The organism is Desulfosporosinus sp. Tol-M2 (genome assembly GCF_059735615.1).
Genome location: NZ_JCAIJG010000074.1, coordinates 6,406 through 16,417, shown reverse-complemented (window position 1 = coordinate 16,417; position 10,012 = coordinate 6,406). Strand labels below are relative to the sequence as shown.

At 45.2% G+C, this 10,012-nt stretch carries 5 protein-coding genes and 2 pseudogenes; 2 read left to right on the top strand and 5 right to left on the bottom strand.

Translation table 11 applies throughout. The features are described 5' to 3' along the window. Together AC6I5A_RS05690 and AC6I5A_RS05685 are read left to right on the top strand one after the other, a co-directional pair. Window positions 1–183 (top strand): annotated as a pseudogene (locus AC6I5A_RS05690) (hypothetical protein); the annotation flags it as partial. Window positions 184–461: 278 nt separating this feature from the next. Then, on the top strand, window positions 462–1,601 hold the full coding sequence (locus tag AC6I5A_RS05685; RefSeq protein WP_497900525.1) for an ADP-ribosylglycohydrolase family protein: 1,140 nt from the start codon (window positions 462–464) through the stop codon (window positions 1,599–1,601). 3 nt (window positions 1,602–1,604) lie between these two features. Here the strand turns inward: AC6I5A_RS05685 and yihA are convergent, their stop codons facing one another. The 5 genes and pseudogenes from yihA to tig form a co-directional block, all read right to left on the bottom strand. After that, window positions 1,605–2,054, bottom strand: a complete 450-nt coding sequence (gene yihA, locus AC6I5A_RS05680; RefSeq protein ID WP_497900531.1) for a ribosome biogenesis GTP-binding protein YihA/YsxC — start codon at window positions 2,052–2,054, stop codon at window positions 1,605–1,607. 33 nt (window positions 2,055–2,087) lie between these two features. Next, window positions 2,088–4,463: pseudogene (gene lon, locus AC6I5A_RS05675) on the bottom strand (endopeptidase La); the annotation flags it as partial. A 109-nt stretch (window positions 4,464–4,572) separates the two neighbouring features. After that, window positions 4,573–6,318 (bottom strand): ATP-dependent protease LonB, encoded by a 1,746-nt coding sequence (gene lonB, locus AC6I5A_RS05670; RefSeq protein ID WP_034612813.1) that lies wholly within the window; start codon window positions 6,316–6,318, stop codon window positions 4,573–4,575. A 408-nt stretch (window positions 6,319–6,726) separates the two neighbouring features. After that, complete coding sequence (gene clpX, locus AC6I5A_RS05665; RefSeq protein WP_034612812.1) at window positions 6,727–7,992, bottom strand: ATP-dependent Clp protease ATP-binding subunit ClpX; 1,266 nt, start codon at window positions 7,990–7,992, stop codon at window positions 6,727–6,729. Between the two features lie 40 nt (window positions 7,993–8,032). Further along, window positions 8,033–9,316: a trigger factor gene (gene tig, locus AC6I5A_RS05660; protein WP_034612808.1), complete on the bottom strand. Its 1,284-nt coding sequence runs from the start codon at window positions 9,314–9,316 to the stop codon at window positions 8,033–8,035. Window positions 9,317–10,012: the final 696 nt, after the last annotated feature.

Genomic DNA, 10,012 nt, shown 5'->3' with positions numbered 1-10,012 from the left:
TGTATTATGCCATTTGAGATAGTACGCAACGACATAACGAAAATGAACGTTGACGCCATCGTAAATGCAGCGTATATTGCCCTGCAGATGGGTGGCGGCGTATGCGGCGCAATATTTTCGCTGCCGGAGCGGACAAGCTTCAATCGGAATGTAACAGCATTGGCTTCTGTGAGGTTGGTGTAGCTGTTATCACTGATGGATATGTTCGTCATAACCACGGACGGCATGGAAAACGCCAGCCGTGAGTACAGCTACGAAAAGATAAGCGCCATGATCGAGAGGCAGAAGGCAAAATACGGCTGGAATTCATTTTCCTCGGCGCTAACATTGACGCATTGATGAAGACTTCAAGAGTCGTAAAGGCAAAAAGTAACGCATCAAACAAAACAGGCATAGGATTCCAACCTGTGCCTGTTGATGTAAGATAGCATTTATTTTGTTCGAGTGAAAGGGGTGCTTTTATGCTTGGCGCTATTTTGGGCGACATCGTCGGAAGCCCATATGAATTTGACCAGAATAATATAAAGACCACAGACTTTCCATTGTTCGGGAGGCATTCTCATTTCACCGACGACACTGTAATGACGTTGGCTGTTGCGGAAGGGCTGATGAACGGATACGATGACCAAAAAAGAACCGAAGAAGAACTTGTAACAGCTATGCAGAAGTATGGCAAACTGTATCCTCATGCAGGCTATGGAGCGAGATTTTCCGGCTGGTTATCCGACGAAACCCCAAGACCATATATGAGCTACGGCAACGGCTCGGCAATGCGTGTTTCCGCAGTGGCGTGGATGTTCGATAATCTCGAGCAGGTTGAACGGTATGCCCGGATCAGTGCCTGTGTCACCCACAATCACCCGGAAGGAATAAAGGGCGCAGAGGCAACTGCTGCTGCTGTTTATCTTGCCCGTACCGGAAAAAGCAAAGTGGAAATCAAGCAATACGTGGAGAAGACATATCAATATGATTTGAACCGCACGCTTGATGAAATCCGTCCTAATTATCACCATGTGGAAAGCTGTCAGGAAACCGTACCAGAAGCCATCATTGCTTTTCTCGAAAGCAGCGATTTTGAAGATGCCCTAAGAAAGGCTGTTTCCCTGGGCGGCGATAGTGATACGCTGGCAGCTATTGCAGGCAGTATTGCCGAAGCCTTCTATGGTATTCCTGCAGTGCTGAAGGGAAAGGCATGGTCCATGCTGGATGAAACTTTGAAGCGAGTATTATGGCGATGGTATGTTTGGTACTATACTCCGTATTTTGAAAAGCACCATAAACGGCCTGGAGAAAAGCAGAAGAAGGGAACTCCCCAGATTCCATCCCCAGTTTTTAATGAAAATCTGATTGAATTTGAGCAGATATTTAATCTGAGCGGAATCGCTGATGTTAACTATCTGCATACGATCGAAAGCTACGGAATTAAAGCTGAACATGACAGTTTTGCTTTGGCTATTCCGACAGCGAGTAAACAACTGCTGAATGCCATGCTTACTTGCTATATTAGACAGGAGCGATTCTGCGATGGCCTCATAGCCGCTGTTGAAAACGGAAACATCGGCCACATTCTGGCAAGTCTAAAAGAAGTACAGGCTAAATGATAGTCACACAAGTACACCAAGGACTTCTTCTATAGCTTCATTTAGCTCTCCTTTACCGATCCCCGTCTGCGCTGAAAAAGGAAGAATCAGTGACACATCAGGAATATCTAAGGCCTTGGCGATAACATTCAAGTGCTTCAGCCACTGTCCACGTGCAATTTTGTCCGCTTTAGTGGCTACAACCATGGTTGGCATCTGTATATTGCGCAGCCACTGCTGCATTTCAATATCTTCAATACTCGGTGCATGGCGGATATCCACAATTTGAATCACCGCTCGTAACGGCTCTCGCTTTTTAAGATAGGCCTCCATCATAGGCCCCCACTGTGCATTAACCGTTTTAGCGACTTTAGCATAGCCGTAACCTGGTAAATCCACGAGCAACCACTGATCATTAACCCTGTAAAAATTTAGAGTTTGTGTTTTTCCAGGAGTATTCCCCGTCCGCGCCAAGGTGCTTTGCGCCGGCCTCTGTTCAACATCCGGAATTCTTCCTTGAGCATAAACGGAATTCACCGGGATATCTTCCTGAACTTCATCCGAATGAGCCAGTGGCAAAAAAGCAAGTTTCAGTACCTCTTCAATTCGGCTCACAAAGTGGAATTCCAGGACTTTACGAACTTTCTCCGGAACATCTTCAAGGTCTTTACGGTTTTCCTCAGGGAGAATTACTACTTTGATTCCTGCCCGATGGGCCGCTAAAACTTTTTCTTTAACCCCACCGATGGGCAAAACGTTCCCGCGCAAGGTTATTTCCCCCGTCATGGCCAAATCCGACCGCACGGAGCGCCTTGCCAGGGCCGAGGCTATCGCTGTGGCCATCGTAACTCCTGCCGAAGGACCGTCTTTGGGAGTAGCACCTTCCGGAACATGGATGTGAAGGTCTGTTTTCTCATAAAAGTCTTCCTCAATCCCTAAACTAAGAGCATGCGCCCGTACAAAAGTCCAAGCCGCTTGCGCGGATTCCTTCATGACATCCCCTAGTTGACCGGTTAACGTCAGTTTCCCTTTTCCCGGCAAGGGGGTTACTTCCACCGTGAGTACTACCCCACCGACTTCGGTGAACGCTAGACCCGTTACCGCTCCGATTTCAGGAGCCTTCGCCGCCACTTGGAAATGAAAGCGAGGTGCACCTAGCGCGGACTCTACATCTTCAAAGGTCAGCATATGCGGTTCCCATTCTTTTTTTACCCAGCGAATGGCGATTTTCCGGCATAGATTAGCTATCTGCCTCTCCAGAGCCCGTACACCGGACTCCCGTGTGTACCCCTGAACCAGCTTGAGCAATACTTCCTCATCCAGTGATACGACATCCTTTTTAAGTCCATGCGCTTCCATCTGCTTGGGCAGGAGATAGCGCAAAGCAATATTTACTTTTTCATCTTCTGTATACCCACTAAGGGTAATAACCTCCATCCGGTCCAAGAGCGGACGGGGAATTGATTGCATTACATTTGCCGTAAGCACAAAAAGAGTTTGCGATAGATCAAAGGGAAGTTCCATGTAATGATCGGTGAAGGTATTATTTTGCTCCGGGTCCAAAACCTCTAAGAGAGCTGAGGCTGGGTCCCCACGGAAATCTGACGTCATCTTATCAATTTCATCTAAGAGGAAAACCGAATTACGGGTTCCTGCTGTCCGAACACCCTGAATTATCCGTCCAGGTAAAGCCCCTATATAGGTACGGCGGTGTCCCCTAATCTCAGCCTCATCACGTAAGCCACCTAAGGACATGCGCACGAATTTACGATTTAAAGCCCGGGCAATGGATTTGGCTAAGGACGTCTTGCCAACCCCAGGCGGACCTACTAAGCATAGAATTGGGCTTTTCATTTTGGGCGTCAGTTTGCGGATTGCCAAAAACTCCAGAATACGTTCTTTGATTTTCTCCAGACCATAGTGGTCCTCGTTCAAAATGTCCTCGGCCTTTTTTAGATCGATTTTATCCTTGGAGGTTTTCGTCCAGGGAAGTGCCAAAATCCAGTCCAGATAAGTACGAACCACAGTACCTTCCGCTGAAGAGGGGGGCATTTTTTCTAAGCGTTCAATTTCTTTGATCGCCTTTTGCTCGACTTCTTTGGGGAACTTGGCATTGGCAACTTTCTCTCGGAATTCCTCCGCCTCAACTTGGCGCTCATCTTTATCTCCCAGTTCTTTTTGGATTGCCTTCATCTGTTCTCGTAAATAGTATTCCTTCTGCGCTTTATCCATTTGCTTACGCACTCTTTGACCGATGCGTCGTTCCAGCTCCAGGATCTCGATTTCCCGCATTATTAGTTCAGTTAAACGTTCCAAACGGAATTCCACTGCTATGGCGTCCAAGATGGTTTGTTTATCTGGTACTTTAAGATTCAGGTGCGAAGCGACAATGTCTGCTAATTGGCCTGGCTCGTCCACTGCTAAAACTGTTCCTAAAGTTTCGACGGGAACACGTTTACCAAGTTTAGCGTATTCTTCAAACTGGTGGATCATTCCCCGAATTAATGTATCTATTTCCGGCGTGGATGTTTTCTTTTCCTCAGGCAGCACCTCAACCCGCACCTTAAAAAACCGCTTCTCCTCTAAAAATTCAAGTACCCGACCTCGCGAAATCCCTTCAACCAAGACACGCATGGTACCACCCGGAAGTTTTAAGAGTTGCTTTATTTCAGCGACTGTACCCATTTCGTACACATCCTCTGCAGTCGGCGAATCGATCTCTGTCTCTTTCTGTGCAGCTAAAAGAATAATCCGGTCGCAGAGCATGGCCTCCTCAATCGCAGCCCTGGAACATTCCCTCCCGACATCCAGATGAATAACCATATACGGAAAAACTAAAATCCCCCGTAACGGGAGTAATGGTAATTCGCGTTCTTTTTTCACTGATATCCCTCCTAGTTAAAAATCCACAAAGTATATAACTTATACTATCTGACTAGTATAGTCAAAAAAGCACACTAAATATAGTGTGCCAAACTCATCTTGAACTATTCTAACACGTTTTACCCCGTTCTGGCAAATTCGCAACGACGTTAGTTACTACTCTGTTGACTGCAAAATCCAAGTGGTTCAATACTTCTTCAAGTGGCGGACTAATCTCAGTTTTTTCAATTTTAATATCTGAGGCTATAGCCAATTCTAAAACTTGAGTAAGCTCCTCCACTGGAATAATCTTGATCTCTTCGTTTAATTCGGCAAAGCGTTCCTGCCAGTTTTCCTTAGGAATCAGAACCCGCTTGCACCCGGCTTGCTTCGCAGCTTCGATCTTGGCAGCAACACCTCCGACGGGTTTCACCCGTCCTCGGATAGATAGTTCTCCGGTCATTGCCAGATAATTATCCACCTTTAGCTGACGAATTGCAGAAATAGTAGCCGTCGCAATGGCAATTCCCGCCGACGGACCATCGAGCGGAACGCCGCCCGGAAAATTTACATGAATGTCAAAATTTCGAGGTTCAATTCTCATTTGCCGTTTTAAAACGGTAAGAACATTTTCCACTGAACTGCGGGCCATGCTCTTGCGCCGAATTTTCTTTCCTTCACTCCCTTGTTCTTCTTCATCAACAATCCCTGTCACCAAAAGGACACCCGTGCCCGAATCGACAGGAAGGGCGGTTACTTCCAACTCAAGAAGCATACCCATATTCGGTCCGTAAACAGCAAGTCCATTAACGACCCCAGCACTGGCCTCCAGGGGCACTTTTCTATCCGGACGAGGCGCATATTGCCCTGTTGTGATAACCCATTCCATAATTTCCACGTCAACCCGAGGTACCCGGTTGGTTAAAGCGACCCCTGCGGCTAACTGCACCATATTAACGGCCTCACGGCCATTAGAGGCAAATTGTTTAATGACATTCAGCGCAGCCGGGGTAATAGGCATTTCCATCTTTGCAGCAGCTACACGGGCGATTTCCGAGATTTCAGTAGGAAGCAAACCCTGAAAATAAACCTCCATGCACCGGGAACGAATCGCGGGCGGAATTTGTCCCGGACTTCGGGTGGTCGCCCCCACAAGACGGAAGTCAGCTGGAAGACCATTTTGAAAAATATCGTGGATATGTTGTGGAATGTTGGGATCTTCCGAGCTATAATAGGCGCTTTCGAGGATCACTTTGCGATCCTCTAGGACTTTTAAGAGCTTATTTATTTGAATCGGATGAAGTTCTCCGATTTCATCGATAAAGAGAATCCCACCGTGTGCTTTAGTGACCGCTCCTTGTTTCGGTTGAGGAATTCCCGCCAGCCCCATGGCTCCGGCTCCTTGGTAAATCGGATCATGTACCGAGCCGATCAAGGGATCGGCGATCCCTCGCTCATCAAAACGTGCGGTCGCCCCGTCGATTTCTGTGAAATGGGCGCTTTCTTTAAATGGGGAAAGTGGATTCTTCTTGGCTTCTTCTAAGATTAACCGGGCGGCAGCGGTTTTGCCGATGCCAGGAGCTCCATAAATCAACACATGCTGCGGATTAGGACCGCATAAAGCGGCTCGCAAGGCTTTGATTCCCTCTTTTTGCCCGATAATTTCCTCAAAATTAGTGGGACGGGTTTTTTCAGACAAAGGAGTGGTTAAGGTAACCTTTCGCATTTTATGTAATTTTTCAAGTTCCTTATGAGATTCCAGTTCAACCGATCTTTTATTTCCTTGTTGAGACTTGAGCATACTCCAAAAATATAGCCCTATAACAATGGCGAAAACCAACTGAACAACCATAACTATACCACTGAGTCCATTCATGTCCTCTTTTCCTCCCTATGATATCTCTTGTGATAGTATTGCCACAAGGTGAAAAATAAAACATCATAAATGACGAAGTTCTAAAAAAACTACAAACAAAAACACCGGTGCCGCCCAAATTCGAGGTTCGATGTTCAATGTTCGAGGTTCGAACATCCTGCTTCATATCTTGTTCTATAAACCATACATCAATACCATGACAAAACACCGGCGCAGCCCTCGCTGCTCCGGCAAGGTTCGATGTTCAATATTCGAGGTTCGAACATCTTAACACGTGCTTCGAAACGAACCACAAACTGCGTACTACGAATAAATAACACCGGCGCAGCTATATGCTACTCCGGTGTCAATTCGATGTTCACTATTCGAACCACGTACCACGAACTTCGAACCACTATTATGCCTCGCCTAAGCAGATTCTTCCTTCTTGCCTTTTTTGGGTTTATCAGCCACGACGAGAAGGGGTTCTTCTTTCTTCAAGACCACGTCCTGCGTGATGACGCATTTCGAAACATCATTGCGCGAGGGCAAATCATACATCACGTTGAGCATGATATCCTCCACAATGGCCCTTAAGCCCCGTGCTCCGGTATTGCGACGAATCGCTTCAGTGGCAATCAACTCAAGTGCCGCATCTTTGAACTCCAAGGTTACACCGTCAAGCTCCATCAGCTTCTGGTATTGCTTAACCAAGGCATTCTTGGGTTCTGTCAAAATGCGTACTAACGCCGCTTCATCCAATGCCTCAAGAGTTACAATCACAGGTACACGTCCTACAAACTCAGGGATTAGCCCGAATTTCTGAAGGTCGGTCGGCAAAATTCCTTTTAAAATTTCACCTACATTCATATTGGTTTTATTTTGGATAGTTGCGCCAAAGCCCATGGTTTTCTGTCCTGTCCGGTTTTGAATGATTTTTTCAATCCCGTCAAAAGCTCCGCCGACAATAAAGAGAATATTCGTGGTATCCAATTGAATAAATTCCTGGTGCGGATGTTTGCGTCCACCTTGTGGAGGCACGCTGGCAACAGTTCCTTCAAGAATTTTCAGTAAGGCTTGCTGAACTCCTTCCCCAGAAACATCCCGAGTAATAGAGGGATTTTCAGACTTTCGGGCAATCTTATCGATTTCATCAATATAAATAATGCCCTTTTCTGCTTTTTCCACATCATAATCAGCGGCTTGAATTAATTTAAGGAGAATATTCTCTACATCCTCACCCACGTACCCTGCTTCTGTGAGTGACGTGGCATCTGCTATGGCAAAGGGAACATTAAGGACTTTTGCTAGTGTCGAGGCCAGCAAAGTCTTTCCTGAACCAGTGGGTCCCAGCATAATGATGTTCGACTTTTGCAATTCAACATCATCAATTTTCATGCCCATGTTAATCCGTTTGTAATGGTTGTATACTGCTACCGAAAGCGCCTTTTTCGCTTGATCCTGGTCAATAACATATTGATCAATAATCGCCCGGATTTCCTTGGGTTTCAGAATTTCTCCAATTTCAACGCCCAAGTCGTCGGTCAGCTCTTCCTCGACAATCTCATTGCAGAGTTCAATACATTCATCACAAATGTATACGCCTGGACCGGCAACCAATTTCTTGACCTGTTCCTGGGTTTTACCGCAGAATGAACACTTTAGTTGGTTTTTGTCATTGGTGTACTTTGCCATCTTCTCACCTCTATTCCCAGAATTTTCCTCGCGTTGTTGACTATGAATTTTGTTCTACTAAAAAGTTAACCGTCTTCTCACTGATCAAACTTCGTTTAAAAAACTCGAGTTCTCCACGCGCAATGAGGGACTGTTTGAGAGATGTTGCGTCTTGTTGATAATTCTCAGCAAGTTTTTGGATCCCTTCATCTACTTCGTCTTCTGTGGCCTCAATTCCTTCTGCCTTGGCAATAGCTTCTAAAACTAAATCTTTTTTAACGCTTTCCACTGCTTGAGGACGCAGGCGCTCCAGCATAGTTTCCTCTGTCGAGTTGGTATACTGGTAATACTGCTCGAGTGACATTCCCTGCAGAGCTAAAGTACGATTTAAATTTTCCGCCATAGCTTTAATTTGTTCAGTAAACATGACTTCAGGAATTTCGACGCTGGCATTGTCTACCACTTTAGAAATGACCGCCTCAATTTGATCCCTTTTGGCTTGTATTTCACCCCGCAATAATAATTTATTCCGTAAGTCAGTTTTCAATTCATCAAGCGTTTCAAATTCACTAACATCTTTGGCAAATTCATCATCCAGTGACGATATTTCTTTGCGTTGAATCTTTTTAATATCCGTTTTAAAAACAGCTTCTTTTCCTGCTAGCTCTTCACTATGATATTCATTTGGGAAGGTAAGGTTGACATCAACATGTTGTCCGATTTCAGCTCCAATTAAACCTTCTTCAAAACCAGGAATGAAGGTACCCGAACCAATAACTAGTTCATAATTTTCCCCTTTTCCGCCTACGAAAGGCACATCGCCTGTAAATCCTTCAAAGTCAATGGTGACGGTATCCTCGTATTCAACCATACCTTCGTCAAGTGTAATGAGACGGGCGTGTTGCTGCTGTTTATTTTTCAGTTCTTCGAGCACTTGCTCGTCCGTTACGCTAACTGCATCTTGTGTAATATGAAGTCCAATATATTCTCCTAATTCAACTTCCGGCTTGACGCTTACTTTTGCTTTGAAAATAAGGTCTTTTCCCTCTTCGATCTGTACTAAGTCAACTGAAGGTCGTTCCACCGGATTGATACCGCTTTCTTCAACCGCTTCAGCGTAAGCTACTCCGATCAAATGATCCAACGCTTCGTCGTAAAGGGCGTCCTTCCCCACATGAAGTTCAACCATCCGACGCGGTGCTTTACCTTTACGGAACCCTGGGATATTAACTTTTTTAGCATAAGCCTTGGCAGCTTGGTTCACCGCTAGTACGAATTTTCCAGCATCGACAGTCACTTCTAAAGCAACAACATTCTTTTCTATTTTTTCTACAGAGACTGACATATATTCTCCCCCTTAAAGCACTATTTATTCTATAAACAAGATACAAGGTAGCTGTGGAATACTTCGATAGTCTTCCCAATTTTTTCAACTGCAAACCCTTACTTAAACCGAAAACATCAATAGAAAACTTGGCTAACACCTGGCACCGGCCACTAAAAGGACAAAGTCTTCTAAATTTATTAGCCAATTATACCAGACTTAATCTCCGTAATCAAATTGATGCGCAACGAAGGCGGGAAAGGGTGAAATCCCCCTGCAATTAGTCTCTCTCTGCTAATCCACACCAACAGCGGCTTATTTCCAAGTCGCTCATTTTTGCGATTTTTCCCTGTTGGATAATAAACACGCACATTATACAACAATTATCAATTCTTTGGGTTTTCTGATCTAGAAGCTGTAATATTCCCTCCTCACACCAACAGCCTAATTACCAAGGGGTCCCATAATGATGAAACGTCTCTAGCTTGAGGATAACTCTTAGCTTTCAGGGAAAAATAATCTTCACAAAAAACAACCTGAGTTGTTTGGAAAGGAGAACTAATATGCTCCTCGTTGTCGTCAGAACTCTAATTTTATACACGCTGGTCGTCATTGCCCTTCGTCTGATGGGAAAAAGAGAAATTGGCCAATTGCAGCCTTTTGAGCTGGTCGTTATTCTCATGATCTCCGACCTTGCCGCCATACCCAGTGAAAATG

Excerpts from the sequence above, each read along its gene's own strand:
- AC6I5A_RS05685 (WP_497900525.1), top strand. The coding sequence starts at position 462 with ATGCTTGGCGCTATTTTGGGCGACATCGTCGGAAGCCCATATGAATTT.
- lonB (WP_034612813.1), bottom strand. The coding sequence starts at position 6,318 with ATGAATGGACTCAGTGGTATAGTTATGGTTGTTCAGTTGGTTTTCGCC.
- clpX (WP_034612812.1), bottom strand. The coding sequence starts at position 7,992 with ATGGCAAAGTACACCAATGACAAAAACCAACTAAAGTGTTCATTCTGC.
- tig (WP_034612808.1), bottom strand. The coding sequence starts at position 9,316 with ATGTCAGTCTCTGTAGAAAAAATAGAAAAGAATGTTGTTGCTTTAGAA.